The 19,020-nt window shown below is 42.3% G+C and carries 9 protein-coding genes; 7 read left to right on the top strand and 2 right to left on the bottom strand.

What is annotated here, in order from left to right:
* Positions 1–352 precede the first annotated feature (352 nt).
* Positions 353–2,428, top strand: coding sequence for a caspase family protein (locus tag O9290_RS14605; protein ID WP_288057737.1), 2,076 nt, complete (start codon positions 353–355; stop codon positions 2,426–2,428).
* A 75-nt stretch (positions 2,429–2,503) separates the two neighbouring features.
* Positions 2,504–4,153: a DUF6930 domain-containing protein gene (locus O9290_RS14600; protein ID WP_288057734.1), complete on the top strand. Its 1,650-nt coding sequence runs from the start codon at positions 2,504–2,506 to the stop codon at positions 4,151–4,153.
* Between the two features lie 212 nt (positions 4,154–4,365).
* Here O9290_RS14600 and O9290_RS14595 read toward each other — a convergent pair whose 3' ends face one another.
* Positions 4,366–8,754: a Calx-beta domain-containing protein gene (locus O9290_RS14595; RefSeq protein WP_288057732.1), complete on the bottom strand. Its 4,389-nt coding sequence runs from the start codon at positions 8,752–8,754 to the stop codon at positions 4,366–4,368.
* A 991-nt stretch (positions 8,755–9,745) separates the two neighbouring features.
* Between O9290_RS14595 and msrA the strand changes: the two genes are divergently transcribed.
* Complete coding sequence (msrA, locus tag O9290_RS14590) at positions 9,746–10,408, top strand: peptide-methionine (S)-S-oxide reductase MsrA (protein WP_288056853.1); 663 nt, start codon at positions 9,746–9,748, stop codon at positions 10,406–10,408.
* 141 nt (positions 10,409–10,549) lie between these two features.
* Here msrA and O9290_RS14585 read toward each other — a convergent pair whose 3' ends face one another.
* Positions 10,550–12,949, bottom strand: a complete 2,400-nt coding sequence (locus O9290_RS14585; RefSeq protein ID WP_288056408.1) for an ATP-binding cassette domain-containing protein — start codon at positions 12,947–12,949, stop codon at positions 10,550–10,552.
* Between the two features lie 196 nt (positions 12,950–13,145).
* Here O9290_RS14585 and sir point away from each other — a divergent pair, with 196 nt between their 5' ends.
* The 4 genes from sir to O9290_RS14565 all read left to right on the top strand — a co-directional run bounded on the left by sir (position 13,146) and on the right by O9290_RS14565 (position 18,739).
* Positions 13,146–15,083, top strand: a complete 1,938-nt coding sequence (sir, locus tag O9290_RS14580; RefSeq protein ID WP_288056405.1) for a sulfite reductase, ferredoxin dependent — start codon at positions 13,146–13,148, stop codon at positions 15,081–15,083.
* Between the two features lie 129 nt (positions 15,084–15,212).
* Positions 15,213–16,472, top strand: a complete 1,260-nt coding sequence (locus O9290_RS14575) for a GmrSD restriction endonuclease domain-containing protein (protein ID WP_353852141.1) — start codon at positions 15,213–15,215, stop codon at positions 16,470–16,472.
* 2 nt (positions 16,473–16,474) lie between these two features.
* Positions 16,475–17,554 carry an MAE_28990/MAE_18760 family HEPN-like nuclease gene (locus O9290_RS14570; RefSeq protein WP_288056400.1) on the top strand — a complete coding sequence of 360 codons (1,080 nt, stop codon included), beginning with the start codon at positions 16,475–16,477 and terminating at the stop codon, positions 17,552–17,554.
* An 876-nt stretch (positions 17,555–18,430) separates the two neighbouring features.
* Positions 18,431–18,739, top strand: coding sequence for a DUF6679 family protein (locus O9290_RS14565; RefSeq protein WP_002757875.1), 309 nt, complete (start codon positions 18,431–18,433; stop codon positions 18,737–18,739).
* Positions 18,740–19,020: the final 281 nt, after the last annotated feature.

Here is a 19,020-nt window from a genome sequence, read left to right as displayed (position 1 = left end):
TTGACATCCTCGCCGCCCTAAAAGTGCGGCGATTCCTAAACCTCACGATTTAAGTTTCTGCTTCCACCACCGTCGCATACCACAGTTAAAAAACCATGTACTGTCTTACACAGAGTCCACAGACTTTCGCTCCATTTCAGAAGCCCGATTCCGTGTGTCCCACGGTACGGTTCTGACTAAACGCTTCTTGTACTTGTTGCGCGCGACTTTTTACCCGGACAAGCTTTTCTGAACGGAACTCCCTAAGCCGAGTTTTCAAGGTGCTGTCCGCCCACTTGGTTTTCGAGACGGTCTTTTTAATTCTAACGTAAAGCCGCCGTTCTACGGCGGGGTTTCCCACCCAAAATTTTCGATGAACATAACTAGGCGAGAATTTGTCCAGCAGACAGGTTGGGGGTTGCTGACTTTGGCGATTAGTCAAGGAACCCTTAACCGTCATTTGGCCGCTCTCGCCACCCCTAATCCCCGAAAATTGGCTCTTTTAGTCGGTATTGACCAGTATGGGGCGAATATTCCGCCGCTGCCCGGCTGTCTTACCGATGTGGAGTTACAAAAAGACCTTCTCCGTTATCGTTTTGGCTTTCAGGATGCTGATATAGTAACTTTAACGGGACAACAAGCCAGTCGAGAAGCGATCGAAGCGGCTTTTTTAGAACACCTGATCGCCCAAGCCAGGTTGGGGGATGTGGTAATTTTTCACTTTAGCGGTTATGGCAGTCTTGGGGCCCGAAAAGAGGTTTTTATTGCTGCGGATGGGGCAGAAAATGCTTTACTTAAGGAAAATATCCTGCTGATGGCTCGCTGTCTAGCTACGGATAAGTTTAGCTTGATTTTTGATAGTAGTCATCTCCCCCAACCTCAGCCCTATCTCGGTAATCTCCGCATTCGTTCCTATTCTAGAACCATTAGTGATCCTAACCCCGCCGAATTAACTTTCGCTGCCGATATTAAAACCCGTTTTAACCTCAAAAATAAGCCTAGTAACGGCGTTATTCTCGCTGCCGCTAAACCAGAGCAAATCGCCCTGGAATTGAGCGGTAATAGCCCCAATGCCGGCTTATTCACCTATGATCTCACTCAGTATCTCTGGCAAGTTTCCCCCAGTCCGACAATTGCGATCGCTTTTCCCCATCTCCGTAATCTCGTCGCTAGTCACAGCAGTCAACAACAGCAGCCGGCAATCCTAACCAGTAATCAAAAAAATAATTCTGCGCCGCCATATCATACAACGTCAGAAACGTCAAGGGGTGGGGCGGCAATTGTTACAAATCTTATTGATGAACGCACCCTAGAAGTCAATCTGGTCGGCCTGCCCTTAGAAATCCTAGAAAATTACGGAATTAACTCCTGTTTGAGCTTTATTGAGGCGACTGGGGAGGAAATCAGCCTACAAATTCTCTCCCGTCAGGGTTTAAAAGCGAAAGCCCAGTTATTATCGGCAACCGCCTCCCTAGAAATAGGACAGATTCTAGAGGAAAAATTGCGGGTTTTTCCGAGTCAAATCGGTTTAATCGTCGGTTTGGATCCTAACTTAACCCGGATTGAACGGGTAGATGCCACCAGTACCTTTGCCAGTTTGCCCGATGTGGCCGCCGTGGTTAACATTGGCGAACAAACGGTAGATTGTCTCTTAAGTCGAGTTGGTAGCGAAGAAACTGGCAATTATCAGTTATTATCTGCCAATGGCTCCCTAATTATCGGTAGTTTAGGGGCGGCCAACGAAGCAATTAAATCGGGAATCAAACGACTGCAATCGCAACTAGAAACCCTGCTGGCCTGCAAATTGTGGCACTTGTTGATCAATCAAGAATCCTCCGGTTTAGCCGTCATTGTCACCCTGGAAAGCCTCGATCAAACCTATATCTCGACGGTACAAACCCAAAAAATTGCGGGTAGCAGGGGGATTAATACCGCTAAAAATGACTTAATTCTGCCCGTCGGGACGGAAATTCGCTATCAAATCGAGAATCAAGAAGAACAACCCCTCTACGCGCTGATCCTTGTCCTTAACAGCGATTGCCAACCGCTTTTATACTGTTCCCATTCAGAAAACCCCGATAATTTCAGCAATTCTAGCCCATTAGCCCCCTTTGTCGTGGCGGCCAAAACCAAGGCCACCATCCCCAATTCCGGCCAAGGGCATTGGAAAATTAGTCAACCCAAGGGCATCAGAGAGAATATACTGATCCTCAGTCGCCATCCTTTCCCGAAAACCTTGACCCTTCTCAATGCCACTCAAAGCCTCAAGGGAGAAGCAACCCAACTGCTCACCCTGACTAACCCCCTAGAAATAGCCAGAGCTTTCTGGAGCGATCTAAAATTAGATTTAGGTCTAAAAATGGATAATTCTGGCAGTGTCATTGATGAATACGCCTTTGATCTGGGAACTTGGTCAGGTTTCCGGTTTATTTATCAAGTTATCGACTAAATCGATAGAATGATTCTATGGAATCCTTGAAAAGAAAAGGTTAAAATCCTAACACAGCTACCCCTAAATTTCCCGATGAATCTTCTGCCCCGGACAACCCAAAGCCGCCTCAAAAAAATCCCACAAATTCCCAGTGTTTGGGAAGGAGATCGTCGTGCTTTATCCTTATCCGAGAGAATGCCCCGGGCCACCTTAGAACCAAATCAAGAAAGCGGTGGCGAGTGCGTGATCTGGGTGGACGGCAGCGAGGGCTGTGTACGCGCTATGGAAGTAGTTTCCCCCGAAACGGGGCCAGAGGCCATGGTGAGAACCTTAATCCGCGCCATCGAAACACCGCAAAATCCCGCCCGGCCAGCCAGACCGAAAAAAATTATCGTCCGCGATCGAGAAACACAGTTTTTTCTGCGCGGGGTACTACAAGATCTCGATATCACCATCGATTATGTCCCCAATTTGCCCCTGATCGATGATCTCTTTCGCGGGTTCGACGAATTCCAAAATAACCGTCCCCCGGCAATTCCCCCCGCTTGGCAGTCCGCTTTAGTGAAAACTGCTCACGAAATTTGGAAAGCTGAACCCTGGTCCTGTTTAGCTGACTACGATATATTGGAAATTAAGCTCGATCGCCCCGATTTCCCGAATCTTTACGCCTGTGTCATGGGAATGCTCGGTCGGGAATACGGAGTCATTCTCTATCGTTCCCTAGCATCCCTCAAACAATTCCGCCAGTCCGCTTTAGAAGAAAAATCGATGGAAAGATTAGAAAAAGCCTTTCTTTCCCAAGATTGCTGGTTTTTAAGCTACGAATTGGCCGATGATGATGAGGACGATGATGAGGATGACTACGATCTGGCCTCGGCTGCCCCTTCCCAGATTCATCCAGTTTTCGGCAGCGTGCATCCCTACGAAGGCATTCGCCCCTATTTAGATGAAGAAGAAGCAATCACGGTATATTTAGCTTTAATAGCTCTGTTGCGCTTTTTTAAAGGCAATCAATCCGCTTTATCCGAAGAACCGATCGGAGAATTACAGCGTCGTTTTCGTATCCCCCTCGATCCCGAACAAGCAAAAGGGGAAACCGTGGCGGTGACGGTAGCCACGATGCCCGATCTATGTGCGGAATTTATGCAACTCTTGGAGGAGGAGGACGACGACGATGAGGATGATGAGGATGATGAGGAAGAGTCCGTACTCAAGGAAAATCTAGTCCCCGATAATGCACATCTCAGTCTCGGAATGGTTCCCTGGCAATTATTAGATAAAATTCGCAGTCGTCCAAAAATCCATTATCAACCCCAATCCGTACCAACAAAAGGAGAGGGTTTCCCCGTGGTCATGATCCAGACCTCCCGACCGAAAGCCAAGGAACTGATCGAAAAAATCGAACAAGCTGGCGGTTTGGCGGCTATTGGTTTTAACCCCGGCGAAGATCCCCTCGAAGATACCCGTTATGATCTCGGTATTCTGAAAATGGCTAATGGGGATCTCTATCTCTTTGGGGAATTCGAGCAAGATGATCCCGACCACCGTACCGCGCGCCGCAATTGGCAAAAACGCATCAAAAATACCGAGGGTTATTGTGGTTTGATTGTTGCCATGGGGGTAACTGGTTCCTCCTGCGGTAATCCCCAATTAAACGATATGTTAGCCCTCTACGAGGCAAAATCGATCGATAGTAAAGATTTAGACTTGGGAGTTTTGACTCTTATGCCTCACTTTGGTTAATTTTAACGAAGGCAGGGGGCAGAGGGCAGGCTTCGGGCATTACCCAAGCGCCTAAGAGAAGTTGTATCCCTAAGAATGGGACAATCAAACTAGGGTCCCTGTGAGGTGAAAGTCTCATGCACGGTTCTGAAGGGTCGGGGATGGAGGCGACTCCATTCCCGATCCCTAACACGCCGGCTTGAGAATATTCTTGTCACCCCATCAGGAATCCACTAAACAAAGAAGTTGGAAACAGTGATATTACCGAGAGCGGGTAATGTGCCGGTAACGTTAACCAGTAAGTCATTGGCACTTTGGAAACCAGCAACATTATCATTGACAATAATATAGTTTCCGGCTATCCCAGCAGTGGTTACTTGGACCAGGGCCGCGCCATTAATACCAAGTGCTTGGTTTCCGGCTAAGGCACCATTGGCATCGGTAAAAACAGCATTCACGACATTGGTTAAAGTGGTAGCCGCAGAATTGGCAGCACGACTAAAGGCAGCGGGGGCAGGCAGCACACCTCCTGCGGCACTGAGCAAATCAATTTTGTCGGAGCCGATCGCAAAATCAGTGATCCGGTCAGGGTTAGCGACAGTAGATTGGGAAAATTGGAAGAGGAAGACATCGTTTCCTGCTCCCCCCGTCAAGGTATCGAGTCCAGCACCACCATTAAGGGTATCATTGCCCCCAGAACCGTTGAGAAGGTTATTGGCCGTGTTGCCCGTGATCACGTTATTACCTGCGTTACCAGTACCGTTAATGGCGGCTGCTCCCGTCAGTGTCAGGTTTTCCACATTTGCCGCTAAAGTCGTGGTGACAGCGGCCGTGAGAGTATCGGTTATCGTCGTGGTAGCTGCCGTCTGCGTACCAAGAGCAGCATTAGTAGGAGAAGACAAAGCTAAAGTAAAGATTTCATTCGCCTCATTAAGGGAATTATTGAGAATGGGAATATTGATGACTTGAGTAGTAACACCAGGGGCAAAGGTTAGAGTTCCAATGGTGGCGGTGTAATCCGATCCCGCGGTTGCTGTACCGTTAGCAGTAGCATAGTTAACGCTGACGGTTTGGTTGCTTGCTTGGGAAAGAGTGACGGTGTAGGAGGCGTTTTGAGGAGTGGTTAAACCTTCAACAACAGTCTGATTGCTGGGACTAAGATTAATCTTGGGTAAGTCATCATCAATAATGGTTCCAGTGACGGTGGGTGTTCCAGCTATGACATAATCAGCACCAGAAGCTAAAGAGAGGGCAACAGTTTCGTCCGCTTCAACGGTGGTGTCTGCTGTGGGGTCAACAATTAATGTTGTTGTCGCTGCACCCGCAGCAAAGGTAATGGTTCCGGTGCTAGATGTGAAAGTGGCTGCACCTGTTTGGGTGTAGTCTGTAGCGAAAGTAGCAGTTCCAGCAACGCCAAAGTTCACTGTTAAGGGATTGGTGGTGCTGCCGAGGCGGGTGAAAGTGTAGACTAAATTGGTTATTCCATCTTCGGTGACACTGCTTGGGGTAACGTTGAGGGTGACTAGAGTACTTGGACGATTGCCAAAGTTTATACCTGTGGCTGTTTGTCCGGCTGCCAAATTAATTTTATGGGTTCCCTTGTTCACAGGGATAATGGTGACTTTACTTGCTCCCGAACCGATACGATAAGTTCCATTAATGACGCGGTTAAGGCTGGCATAAACATCGTAATTTACAGGACCTTCTGCATCAGGTTGACCATTGAGTGCATAGAGGTAGGGTGTATTTAAGCTACCGATAGCGTTCGGGCTATTCCAAACAACCTGTCCGTTGCTGATGACTAGCTCAACAGAATTAACATTATTAGCAAAATTGGTGATATTTGCTAAAGGATTTAAGGTAGTAGGGGTGTAGTCGTTGCCATAAATGGTTAAATCTTTGTTTAAAATTTGCAGTTCGGCATCATTACTTTGAGTAGAGGCATCTCCTTTATACCCATCATTAGTAGCTGAATCTCCAATGTTAAGTGTCCATCCTGTGGGTGATTTATCGTAGTTGACAATGAATTTGACTTGATCAAGTTGGGCTTGATAATTGACTTTGACTACTGTTTCTAAATAGCCATCACCATTGGAGTCAGTGGGAGAGGTAATTAGGCTGATATAGGGGTTGGGTGAACCTGTAATTGCGCCGGTTTTCAGGTCGATGGAATAGGGAGTGGTGGGATAGGTTTGTTCCCAGCCTGTTTGAGGAACTTCGCCGATGGTGTATTCTCCTGGTCCTAAGTTGCTGAAGGTATATTGACCATCAGCGTTAGTGACTGTGGAAATTTCCCAAGGATCTAATTGTCCATTGGTGAAGCTATCAATGTAAATTGTCCAACCTGCTAGGGCTTGTTCGCCTCCGTCCCAGATACCATTAGCATTAGCATCGTTCCATTTACTGCCTTGGATGCTTCCAAGTTGGATTACTCCCTTGTCATCTTGAAGTACGAAGTCACCAAACTGTTTAGCCGACTTGATAAAGCTTGTATCTCCAGTACGAAGATAATCTATTACTGCACCAACTTGAAATTGTCCTGCCGCAACTCCTGCATCATTAACCAAATCAAAAGCAGCAGCTAAGGCTTCGGGATCAAAAATAGGGTTGGGAGGAATAATGTCTGAAGCAAAACTAGAAGCAGCAGCGGTTCGTGTTGTGGTTGTAGGAAAGAGAGATTCTGTTTGACTAACACGCCAACTATCAGCAAATGTAGTATGGACGATAGGGTTATTTTCCCACTGTCCAGGATTCAATTGTAAGTTAGTACCATCACGCAAGGCAAAGTCATTGCTAGTAATACCGTCGCCATTACCTAAAAGTCCTTGCAACAAACCAAAACGATAATCAGCAGGATTAACATCAATATTAATATAATATCGACTAGTGTTAATCGTATCCTCATAGACAAAAGCTGTTACTAGATCATCGTCATTGGTATTAATAATACCATCTAGACCAGCATAAGTAAAGGTATATTGAGAGCCTTGACGTTTTATCTGACCGATACCCAAATCGAGGGTTTCACCACTCAATAAATTGTAACTTTGTCCATCAATAGATAGTCTTTGATCCTGTGCTAAATCTATATCATAGTTAATATTGTAACCACCAAGATTTATAGCAAAAGCAGTATTGACTGAAGCACCAATCCAATAAGGTGAAGCTTCTTGGCGAGTTTGCACTTGAAAATCATCTATCAGGGATTTCACAAGAATAAACTCCCCAGTTGTTTGAAATTCATAGGGTTTACCATCAAAAGTTGACAGATGTACATCACCCCAACCATGACCGTTACCGACAACACCCGCAACACTGAAAAAGATGGAAAAATCTTGACCTGTAATAGGGGATACAGAACCTAGCGTCCCACCAACCGTAACCTTGTAAGCACTGTCCAACGGATTTAAACTAGCTGCTGGAATATAAATTTGTTCGATGTAATCAACCGCGTTAATAGTACCGCCAGCAACATTATCTGTTCCATTAAACCCCATACCAGAAGGTAAAAAACTAGGAGTATTAAGTGGTAAAGAACTAGGAGTGTAAGTTAAACCACTATTATTCCCCTCTAACGTCAAATCTAAGTTAGCATCCGTGCTAAGACCGCCGCCAGGAACTCCTGTCCAAACTAAAGTTGCTTTAATATAGCTACCAGGAGAACGGGATAAATAACCTAAATTTACAGTTGAACCATAGAATGTATCCTCAGCAAGTAGTTCTCTTGTTAGGGTATTTGTCGCATTTCCTAGGTTGTTTGCGAATAAATTAGCAAGGAGTAAACTAGCGTTATCTGTGGGTTCCCATAAATTTGTAAAAAGTGGATTTGAACCTAGCCCATTTACAGAGGTATGGATAAGTAGTCCCTTCTCTGTGGAATCTAGCGGATCAATCAATGTTCCTTGAAAAGGTACTGCTACGGTATTAGTTCCACCTGCAAATGAACCCGCTGTGACATTGGGTATAGCATTGGGGAATGTATTCCCTAATATATTTATAAACCGCGCTCTGAATGCAGGAGGACCACCAATCGCAGAAGGTACCGTTTGGACATTTTCATAGAGGAAGTTGTTCTTGTTATCTTGATTGATTAAGTAATTCGACGCAGAGACTAAGCCGGCTGGTGTAAGCGCTTGCTCTATCTCAATACTCTGGCCACCTACGGTAATTGTTGCCCAGTCATTCTCACCTTTCAAAGCCTGTAATGTCCCAGCACTGAGAATATTACCACGCACTAAGTTAGAAAAAATGTCTCCCTCATCACCAGCGCTATCCGTCTGATTAATATGAGCATCAATAAAATGCCCGTATTCTTCTAACAAAACCGCAATAATGTCTGTCTCCGTAGCTGTATCAAGAAAATTAGCAGCGAGATAAATCTTATTCGTGCTAGTCCCATAAGCACCACTAGCGTTACCAAGAATGCTACTATCCAGAATTTCAATTTGCGGAAATGAACTAAAATCACCTACAAGCCATTGAGAACGGAGATTTGTGGCTACTGTATGGTCATATTGTGTACCAAATGCTATTTCGAACAAATTCCAGAAGTCATTTAAACCAGCAAAGTTTTTCAGTTGGTTATAGGTCTTGTTGAGAGTGGACTGAAGAAGATTAGTCATAACATCCTTTCCATCAACTATTTGTTTGCATTTACATTTAATTGCTCAAGACTTATGAGACTGGCACTAGCGATCGCCCAGATCCATAAAAGTCATCTCTAGGTAGTAGCATAGATGGTCTTTGCGGAAATAAATTTTTGAGGAAATAAATTTTAACATCGGATTTAAATATCGGACTATAGCGTTTCCTGTTCGCACGAGGTACATTATTAATGTTGAAAAGCTTAATTAGCAAAGGTTTAAGTGTGCCACACAGGTGTGAGAACCTCTATATACCCACTTTCCGCACTTCTTAACATTCAATTGATAATTTTTACTAATATATTGCTGACCACCCCTTACCAGTAAGGATTATAGCTACAATGATGGATTTTTATCAAGGTGAAGAATTGTAAATTTTTTTCTCAGAAAAAATCAATTATTGAAAATGTTCTCAATAGTAGTTTCTACAATGAAGGTTTTTTGTCAAAACATCTTGGGGAATGTATAGCACTTTTCACTTTACTGAGGTATCGACAAGTTTTGCCAACAAAGGGCTTAAGCCCCTTGCCTATAACTCATTCTGATGAAAACTGCTATAAAAATACATAAAAGTATATGAAGATGTGCGGAATGTCGGATTTAGGCGTTGCTGATTTGAGATATGAATCTTCTTTTCTGGTATTTTTAAAACCTAGAGCCAAACTAACTTTTGCATCTGATGCAAAGTTTGCATTCATACCTTGATTCAGCAACGCCTCAACTGGTACAAGTGTATGAACAACTGCCTGTAAGCATCCCACCGAAAAACTAATGCGCTCCGGGGTTGGGATTGAGTGATAAAATCAGAAATAACGCCCAGTTTTAGCCGAGAGTTTCCCTTTCAAAATCCCAACTCAGTAGATTGACAAAAATTGAGCTGCAGCCTCAGTTCTGATCACCGATCGCTGAAATCCCTAAAATTGAGCGATAATGTAAAGTAAAGTAAAACTTTCTGGACAAATTCTTAATTATGGTGTTATTCGGATTCGGAAAAAAATTAACTTTGCCTACAGTAAGGGAAGCACTACCCGGGCGATCGGAAAAAATGCCCGTACCTAGCGGCCACTACGTTAACGGTCATCCTTTGCAGCCCCCCTTTCCCACCGGTATGGAAACCGCAATATTTGGTTTAGGCTGTTTTTGGGGAGCAGAGCGGAAATTTTGGCAATTAGAAGGAGTTTACACTACGGCCGTAGGTTATGCGGCTGGTATCACCCCTAATCCCACCTATCAGGAAGTGTGTACCGGCATGACTGGGCATAATGAAGTGGTCTTAGTGGTCTATGATCCCAGTGTGATTTCCTACGAACAACTGTTAAAGGTTTTCTGGGAAAGTCATAATCCCACCCAAGGAATGCGTCAGGGTAATGATACGGGGACTCAGTATCGATCGGGTATCTATACCTATAGTCCCCAGCAAAAGCAATTAGCGGAAAAATCCCGATCGATCTACCAAGAAGCTCTCAATAAAGCGAACTACGGTCAAATTACCACGGAAATTCTCGACGCACCTGAATTTTATTATGCTGAAGTTTATCATCAGCAGTATTTAGCGAAAAACCCCGGCGGTTACTGCGGTTTAGGGGGAACGAAAGTGGAATGTCCGCTCGCTCTTGATCTGAAGTTAAATTAAGTAGGGTTAGGAGTCAGTTATCAGTTATCAGTGATCAGTTATCAGTTATCAGTGATCAGTGATCAGTTATCAGTTATCAGTTATCAGTTATCAGTTATCAGTTTTCAGTTTTCAGTTTTCAGGTTTCAGTTATAATTTAGATCATAAAATATCTTTTCTTTTTTGCAACCAATAGGTAAGGAGAAAATAAATAAGGGAATGAAGAATTAATACTCCCCAATTCAATAACAAATTATTGATAGATAATTGATAAACTTGATTGGTATCCTCAAAGGGTAAAGGGAGCTTAAAAGTATTTTGTTCTTTCGCTTCTGCAATCATAGCTTCCACCTCTACTAATACCCCATAGGCACCAATCGACCAGCGACTAATCATCAACCATGATAGATATTTTCCCAGACCTTCTAAGTTAAATAATACCCCAGCAAAGATAATCTGAGGGATTAAAATTAAAGGTAAGGCGCTATTTGCTTGGGTGATGTTATTAACCCCAGCAGAAATTAATAAACCGAGATTAATCGCCGCAAATATAGTTAAAAATGTGGTAATAAAAAAGCCAATTAACCAGGTCATTAATTCCGGTTGTTGGTCAGTAAATCGCCAAAATATCACGCAGATAATTACAATTGTTTGCAGAAAAGCTAAGGCTGCTAAAACCAGAATTTTTGAGAATAAATAGGGTAATAATCCCAGATTAACTAATCTTTCTCGCTGATAAATTGCTGATTCTTTGACAATTTCCTGTAGGGAACAGGCAAAACCTACCCACAGTTGCGCGCAGGTAAAAACAAAGAGAGTTTTTAAGGCTAAAGGTGCGGATTGGATAGCATCTTCAAACCTGGGATTATCCCCCAAAAATAAAGGATTTTTGTCCCCTGAAACCACGGCCATTAAGAAAATTCCAATCGGGGCGGTTAATAGGTATAAAATTAAACTAAATTGATCGCGGATAATTAACTGGCTATACCGTTGACATAAGACCTGTAGTTGTTGCCAAAAAGATTGTTGAACCTGTTGCGGTTTACTATTATTTTGCTGAAATATTTTACCAATTCTTGCTTCAATATTATTTTTGTAGTAGTCGGATTGTTGGAAACGTTGACATTCTTGATCAACTTTTTCGCTAGTTTCCAGATGAATATAAATATCGGCAAAATCCCCCTGAGGTAAAGAGAAAAAATTTAAGGCCTCCCCCGGAGAACCAAAATAACATAAATTGCCCCCTTGACCAAGAAAAACTAATCGATCGCAGAGATTGATATTATTAGTAGCATGGGTAACTAGGAGAATTGTTCTACCTTCTTTGGCCAATTTTGCCAGCAATTCCATCATCTTTTTATCTAAACCGGGGTCTAATCCCGAGGTGGGTTCATCTAAAAAGAATAATTTGGGATTGGCTAATAATTCTACCGCAATACTCACCCTTTTTAACTGACCACCGCTTAAGTCTCTGACTAAAGTATTTCTTCTTTCTAATAATTCCACCTGCTGTAGGGTTTTCTCGATCACTTCTTGGCAATTAAGATCGGGAGGTAGCCTTAATTTAGAAGCATAATATAACACTTCTCCCACGGTTAAATCCCTGTGAACTATATCGTATTGGGGAACATAACCGATTTGGGTGCGATAGATATTAAAGTTCTGGCGCAGCTCTTCCCCATTCAGATAAACAGTTCCCGAGGTGGTGGGTTCAATTCCTAATAAAGTCTTTAAGAAAGTCGATTTTCCCGCACCACTTCCCCCGACAATCGCCACTAATTGACTCGGTTCGATCGGTAAGGAGATATGATTGAGAATTATCAACGGTCGTTTCTTTTTATCCCGCACCATCCTGACGATATCTTCGGCATCCAGACGGATATTATCCCCCGTATCTAATAAAACTAAGTCATCTCCCTGCAACCGAAAACTATAGGGTCCGATTCTCACCGTACAACCATTGGTTAAAATGGCACTACCCGATACTTTTTCTCCGTCGATAAAGACTCCATTGGTGCTTTTGTCGTAGAGAATATAACGATTCTGGTTATCGCTATCGATAATCGCGTGTTGTCGGGAAATTGTCGGCGCGTCTAAAACCACAGTAGCAGCATTATCTCGTCCTAAAACTACACTGCGATTGCCTAGGGAAACCGATTTAAAAGCTAAAGGTGGGCTTTTTACTGGTTGGTTAGGATGATAATAGGTGATCTTGACCGAATTTTTGACATCTTGACCGATATGAATCTCATCCCCATTTTGTAAAAGATAGCCATCTTTGGGAGTAATCACGCGATTATTGATAAAAAGTTGATTGGAACTAGGATTAGTCCCGTCTCCATCGTAGATATAGTAATCATCTCCCTGACGACGAAAACAAGCTTGTACTCGACTCACCACCGTCCAGTGTTGGGGAACAACTAAATCCACCTGTTGACCATCCCGCCCCAATTTATAATTAGGACGACTCAGATTAATAGAAGGGAGAAATTCTCCCTGATTGTTAAGAATAATGTAGGGTTCTTGACTAATAACCGTTTTAATGTTGGGAGAATTGGTCATAAAAATTCGATCGGTAGATGGCGTTCGCGAGGGACGGTAAGAAGCTAAGATAGAATTGATGTCTCGATCGCTACTGTTAACCTCAGAGTCTGGAACGAACTCTAGAGATCATCTTAGTAAAACTTCTTAGGATCGATCGAGCTTGTCTAAATTCCTATTCCTAAGACCTATCCACAGGTTATCGTGCTGTTAGACGATGGTTACAACTCCTATTTCTCCTACCGCCAAGGTTTCTAAAGTCGAAGGTATCAAAGAACGCAGTAATTATCTACGAGAACCTTTGGCCAGTGAACTCCTCGAAGATACAACCCATTTTACCGATGCGGCGGTGCAGATCCTCAAGTTTCACGGTTCCTATCAACAGGATAATCGCGACAATAGAGCCAAAGGTCAAGAAAAAGACTATCAAATGATGTTGCGTACCCGCAGTCCGGGGGGTTTTATTCCCGCGCAACTATATCTTACCCTCGATAGTTTGTCCGATCGCTACGGTAACGGCACTTTACGGGTGACAACCCGCCAAGGCTTCCAATTACACGGCATTTTAAAGAAAAATCTCAAAGCTACCCTCGGGGAAATTATCCGCAGTATGGGATCCACTTTAGCGGCCTGTGGTGATGTTAACCGCAATGTCACTGCACCGCCAGCCCCCTACAAAAATCGCCCCGAATACGGCTATGCTTGGGAATATGCCAATAATATCGCCGATTTGCTCACTCCCCAAACTGGAGCCTACTACGAAATTTGGCTCGATGGCGAAAAAGTTATCAGTGCAGAAGAAGCGCCGGAAGTCAAGACCGCGAGACAAAAAGATACAAATGGGATTAACAAAAACGATCCCATCGAACCGATCTACGGTCAACATTATATGCCCCGTAAGTTCAAGATCGGTGTCACCGTACCCGGAGACAACTCCATCGATATCTACACCAATGACCTCGGTTTGGTGGTGATTACCGACGCAAACGGTCAATTACAGGGTTTTAACATCCTTGCCGGGGGTGGACTGGGAAGGACCCACAATAAGGAAGAAACTTTCCCCAGAATGGCCGATGCGATCGGTTATGTGGACAAAGAAAATGTGTACGATCTGGTAAAAGCGATCGTGGCAACCCAAAGAGATTACGGAGATCGCGGCGATCGTCGTCATGCCAGAATGAAATATATCCTCGAAGAATGGGGAGTAGAAAAATTCCGCAGCACTGTTGAGGGTTATTTCGGTCAAAAAATTGCCCCCTACCAACCCCTCCCCGATTGGAAATATCAAGACTTTTTGGGATGGAATGAACAGGGAGACGGAAAATTATTTTTTGGTCTTTCTGTGGAGAATGGCCGGGTCAAAAATGAAGGCAGTTTTCAGCTAAAAACCGCCTTAAAAGTGATTATCGAGCGTTTTCAGTTGCCCATGCGCTTGACGGCTAACCATAATATCATTCTCTACGAAATCGAACCCCAGGATCAGCAAGCGATCGAGGCGATCCTGAAAGAACACGGAATTGTCACCAATCCCGCCGAAATTGACCCTTTAACCCGTTATTCCATGGCCTGTCCCGCTTGGCCTACCTGTGGATTAGCGATTACTGAGTCAGAAAGAATTTTACCCCGGGTAATTGAACGCATTCGCGCCCTGCTTAATCGCTTAGGATTAAGCAAAGAGGAATTTGTCATCCGCATGACAGGATGTCCTAATGGCTGCGCGCGTCCCTATATGGCAGAATTAGGATTTGTGGGTAGCGCTCCCAATTCCTACCAACTCTGGTTAGGGGGAACAGCCGATCAAACTCGACTAGCGCGCCCCTATTTGGATAAAATGGCGATCGATGATCTAGAAAAGGTCTTAGAACCGATTTTCGTTTACTTCCAACAGGATCAACAAAATAACGAGACCTTCGGAGAATTCTGTCATCGAGTCAATTTCCCTGCTTTACAAGCATTTTCAGCCACCTACACACCTAAAATGACCGAAACTACTACTACTGAATCAAAACCCAAACGCGTGCGTAAAAATCAAAACCGTGTCAGCGTCCCCGATGATATGTTTGTCCGTCTCAAGGAAGCTTCGGAAACGGAAAAACGGCCGATGAATCAAATCATCAATGAGGCACTAGAGGCCTATTTCAGCCAAAAATCCTAATCAGTTATCAGTGACCAGTTATCAGTGACCAGTTGCCAATTGAAGAGAATTAACTTTTGAGAGTTATCTGGGAAGATTACCAATAACTCTTAATTCTCGTATATATCCTCAGTCTATGCTTAAAAATGAATGAGGGAAGTCCAGTCATATCAATTTGTACCCCTCTGGTGGGAAATTATGACAATCTCACAAACTAAAACAAATCCTTGGCAAAAACGTTCCCGAAAGGATGTTAAAAAATTATCAGATAATGAAATTAATGAAAAATATGAACAAGGTGAACGAAGAATATTATTAGAAATGAATCGAGAAAAATTGCCTAGTTTTGCTGATTCTTTAAAGAAACCTAACTATGTGAAAAAGCGTCCTTTCTATCAGAGACGGGATCGCTGGGACGCACAAAAACAATCGAGACTAATTGAATCTTTTTTGATGAATATTCCCGTACCTCCTCTGATTCTCTATGAAACTTCCTATAACTCCTATGAAGTAATGGATGGTCAACAAAGAATCACAGCAATTGAGAATTTTTATAATAACAAATTAAAATTAACAGGGTTAGATATCTGGCCTGAATTAGAAGGAAGAACCTATGAAAGTCTTCCTGCAAAAATCAAAGATGGTATCAATCGACGAGCCATTTCAACTATAGTTGTTATTACCGAGTCTCTATCGGACCCAGAGGAATCTTTATCTTTAAAACAACTGGTTTTTGAACGCCTCAATACAGGAGGTGTATCTTTGAGTCGCCAAGAAATAAGAAACTGTCTTTACTCTGGGAAATTCAATGAACTTTTATTAAAGCTTTCTGAGAATACTATTTTTGCTAAAGCTTGGGATATTCCTATTGATGATAAAGAAGAACTTAAAGAAAATGGATTTTATAAAAAGATGGAAGATGTAGAATTAATCCTCCGTTTTTTTGCCCTGAGGGATATTGATCAATATACTGGTAATTTATCTAAATATCTGGATAATTATATGATGAAAAAAAGTCTTAATTTTTCCGACGAGAATATCCAAGAGTTCGAGCGAGTATTTAACCAAACTATAGAGTTAGTATCTAACATTTATCAGGATCAGTTATTTAAGCCTTTCGATAGTAAAACCAAAACACATAAATCGAAAGCTTATAAAGTTTACTATGATGCAGTGATGATCAGTTTCAGTAACCATTTATCTGATTATCAAGAATTAATTACTAGAAAATCAGCAATAGTTCAAGAAACTATCAGCTTATTTACTCAAGATTCCCAGGGAATTACTCATCAAGATAAAAAATTAAAAAAAGGACTTTTCACCGGAGAAGGGGATACCAAAGATGATTTTAAAGCTCGTATTCAAATTTTTGATTCTCTGATTCAACGAGTTCTTAAGCAGAGTATTTGAGAATGTTTGAAGGACTTTTAAATAACCTAAAGGATGAGATAAAGACCATTCGATCAATAATTAATATCAGTGAAAAACTTAGAGAAATTATTGCGGATAATCCTTCACAACTCAACACAGAAGACTTAAAATATCTTCAAGCAAATGCTCCTTTAGGAGACAAGTGGCTAGTTAACGATCATTGTTCATCTATCACAAGGTTATATGCTCTTTACGAAAATTTTGTCGAAAATCTAGTGGGAGATTGGATTATTTTGCTGCCTCAATTATATAGTTGCTATCAAGATTTACCTGAATCTGTAAGAAATAAGCATCAGACTGGTTGTGCTACATTACTGGGCAATGAAAATAAAAGAAATCGCTTCGATTCTCTTTCAGAGAGGGACATTATCAAAAATTTATTTGATACTGAATACAAAAATACAACTAAATATAATCTCACATCAGCTGCTTTTTTGTTACATGAAGCTAATCTGAGAAAAGAGCAATTAACCAGACTTTTAGTCGATGCTGGCATATCTGCAACTGATTCTTGGCAATGGATAGAAAATCATAAAAAAGTTAAGAATTTTATTGATAATAATAGTAGGGGTAGTGTGGAAAATGAATTAAAGAATTTTATAGAACTTCGTAATAATTCTGCTCATGGTAAAGAAATAGATACCGTTCTTAATGCCAATGAGTTACTACAATTATGTGATTTTGTCGAAGCTATATGTCAAGCTATGAGTGAATTAGTTCTTTATTGCTTTGTTGATAGGAAGAAAAAGATAGGAAAGCTTCAAAAGATCGGTAAAGTTGTCAATTGGTATCAACAGCAACAAGCTTGCGCTATCAAAATATCAGATGAGTCACAGGAATCCAATAAAAGACTAGAAGTCGGTAAAAAAGTTTTTTTAGTCAGTGAAAATAAAAAAATATGTCAAAATGCTATTATTGAAAGTATTCGAATTAATAAAAATGGCAAAAATACCCCTCGCCGAAGAATTCCAATAAGAGAGATAAAAGATTCTGAAATAGGCTTAAAATTTGACAAAGAAAGTCAAAAAGGATTAGAAGTTTATTTAGTTATTTCGGAATGATTGAAATGAATATAGCGTTTCTGGTAAATGTGAATTATAACCAGATTTGGCATCGTCTCCCCACTCCCCAACCCAAGGTGAGCGCATCTCAAACGCTATTGACAATTGACCAATTTTGTGATCTGCGTGGGCATTTCAAGTGATACCAGTCAATCAGAATAGTTACGAACTCGACCGATTTGGTCGATTTTTGCTTAACAATTGAGATGGCAAATTCTCCTCAAATATGCCTGAATCGTGGGTAAGCAACTCACATAAAGTTCATTTTGTCAAGGATCCTTAAGATGCGCTTACCCTGAAGTAGCTATAAGCTCACAGCCATTTTTTATTTATCGGCCAACGGAATCAAGTGGCGAGCGATGTCCCATGACTTGCCAAGATGACAGAGCATCTATACCTATTTTTCGGGGTTGGAAAGGGGACGGTACTGATAGCATTTTTCAAAAGTAATGGCAGATATGGTTAATTGCCCTCACCCCCCAACTCCCCCTACCCTACCGATGTGGGGGGTTGGAGGGGCGCGAGAGGGGTGTAGAATGCCTGCCATGAATAAAGAAAAATGGGATAACCTCATCCCTAAACCTTATTGCCGATTCCATCCAGGAATACTGTTAGGAAGTGAAAATTTATGTCACAATGACTCTATAAGGGCGATTTTTTAGTGATCGCCGAGGCCGTCTATTAATCGAATCGATGTCTTTGAAGAACGTAGCCCCAAACCGGAAACCTGACTTTCCTTTCCCATTCTTGCCACTGCTAGCGGAATTTTTCTCCCTTTTGTGTTATCCGCGGGAATTTTTGAGCTATTGCTGAGATTGGCATTTTGTCACTTCCCGTTAGTTGAATTCAACAAAAGAAGCTGTTTAGGAGCAATTTATGTTACACCGCAAGATTTATCAATTCTGTATGGATGGTCAGGAAGTCTGCATTTTCTTGCGCGATCAGCAAAGATGGATTGATAATGCTCGTATTGTCGATCTAGAAAGCGATCTCGTCACCATTCGCTACGAAACAGAAGAAGAAGACGAAATTAGTTCTTGGGAAGAAATGGTGCGTTTAGAAAGTATCGGTGCGGTGAGCAGAAAACTGGCATCGGTGTCGCGGACGAATCCTGATATTAATGTCTCGGAAGATTGTCCGGAAGCAGAACAACTTTATCCCCATTCTCCCGATAGCTTAGATTAATTTTGTCGATTTAACTGACAGTGGCTAGAAGTCCCGCGGTTTTAACCATGGCCAAGGGACTTTTAGGGAATGGAAGGGAAGAGAGCCAGTAATAATCACCACTTGTTGTAAAATTATCCTAAGTAGTTGTGCAAAATTAATTGGTTCTTCGTTACTTGGTATGGTTCGATAGGGGGGCATAAATCGACTAAATCCTTATCTGGCAAGAGACTTAATTGATTAGTTCGCTCTAGATAAGAAATAATTGACAAAAATCGCTAAATGCCTTTCTATATAAGGGT

It is taken from the genome of Microcystis sp. LE19-41.2A (genome assembly GCF_027530405.1).
In the GTDB taxonomy this organism is placed as follows: domain Bacteria; phylum Cyanobacteriota; class Cyanobacteriia; order Cyanobacteriales; family Microcystaceae; genus Microcystis; species Microcystis aeruginosa.
This window is presented reverse-complemented; position numbering and strand designations above follow the sequence as displayed.

What these genes read in the sequence shown, in the direction of transcription:
- O9290_RS14605 (WP_288057737.1), top strand. Translation starts at nt 353, where the DNA reads ATGAACATAACTAGGCGAGAATTTGTCCAGCAGACAGGTTGGGGGTTG.
- O9290_RS14600 (WP_288057734.1), top strand. Translation starts at nt 2,504, where the DNA reads ATGAATCTTCTGCCCCGGACAACCCAAAGCCGCCTCAAAAAAATCCCA.
- O9290_RS14595 (WP_288057732.1), bottom strand. Translation starts at nt 8,754, where the DNA reads ATGACTAATCTTCTTCAGTCCACTCTCAACAAGACCTATAACCAACTG.
- msrA (WP_288056853.1), top strand. Translation starts at nt 9,746, where the DNA reads ATGGTGTTATTCGGATTCGGAAAAAAATTAACTTTGCCTACAGTAAGG.
- O9290_RS14585 (WP_288056408.1), bottom strand. Translation starts at nt 12,949, where the DNA reads ATGACCAATTCTCCCAACATTAAAACGGTTATTAGTCAAGAACCCTAC.
- sir (WP_288056405.1), top strand. Translation starts at nt 13,146, where the DNA reads ATGGTTACAACTCCTATTTCTCCTACCGCCAAGGTTTCTAAAGTCGAA.
- O9290_RS14575 (WP_353852141.1), top strand. Translation starts at nt 15,213, where the DNA reads ATGAGGGAAGTCCAGTCATATCAATTTGTACCCCTCTGGTGGGAAATT.
- O9290_RS14570 (WP_288056400.1), top strand. Translation starts at nt 16,475, where the DNA reads ATGTTTGAAGGACTTTTAAATAACCTAAAGGATGAGATAAAGACCATT.
- O9290_RS14565 (WP_002757875.1), top strand. Translation starts at nt 18,431, where the DNA reads ATGTTACACCGCAAGATTTATCAATTCTGTATGGATGGTCAGGAAGTC.